The 513-nt window shown below is 40.9% G+C and carries 1 pseudogene; it reads right to left on the reverse strand.

The features are described from left to right. Positions 1-341, reverse strand: a pseudogene (locus R7Q09_RS28500) (LysR substrate-binding domain-containing protein); the annotation flags it as partial. Positions 342-513 lie beyond the last annotated feature (172 nt).

Here is a 513-nt window from a genome sequence, read left to right on the forward strand (position 1 = left end):
CATTGATTCGCAGACAGCGACGATGTTTGATCACCAAAAGGAGTTTTTAGCCACCGATGATCCTCAAGGTATTTAGGGCTCATCACTGGCAGCAATTGTTCATCGAGAATCAACTCGGCATCATGGTCTCGATAAGGGTGAAGACCGTAGTCAATGGCGACGTCATAGTCTTTCAAATCGCTGTTGACTAGCGCTCCTTCCGCAAAGATCTGCACTTGAATTTCTGGGTTCTCTAGTTGAAAGCTTTCGAGTTTAGGCACTAGCCACTTAAAGGCGAATGAGGGAGTGAGCTTCAAGCGAACCTCATTGATATGCTTTTCTACTTTCTTATACTCAAGTAGGCTTTACGTCCTAGATGTCACAGAGAAGAGATTTTTATCTTTATTTTCAATGCTTTAAATATATTCAATGATATCTATAGTAACTAGCTTTTCTTAAATTCCCAACTGGGCTAAACCATTTTACCCCTACGAATGTTTTCGTCCTAGATGTCACCTATCACTCTTTACTGTA

It is taken from the genome of Vibrio sp. 2130-1 (assembly GCF_033339515.1).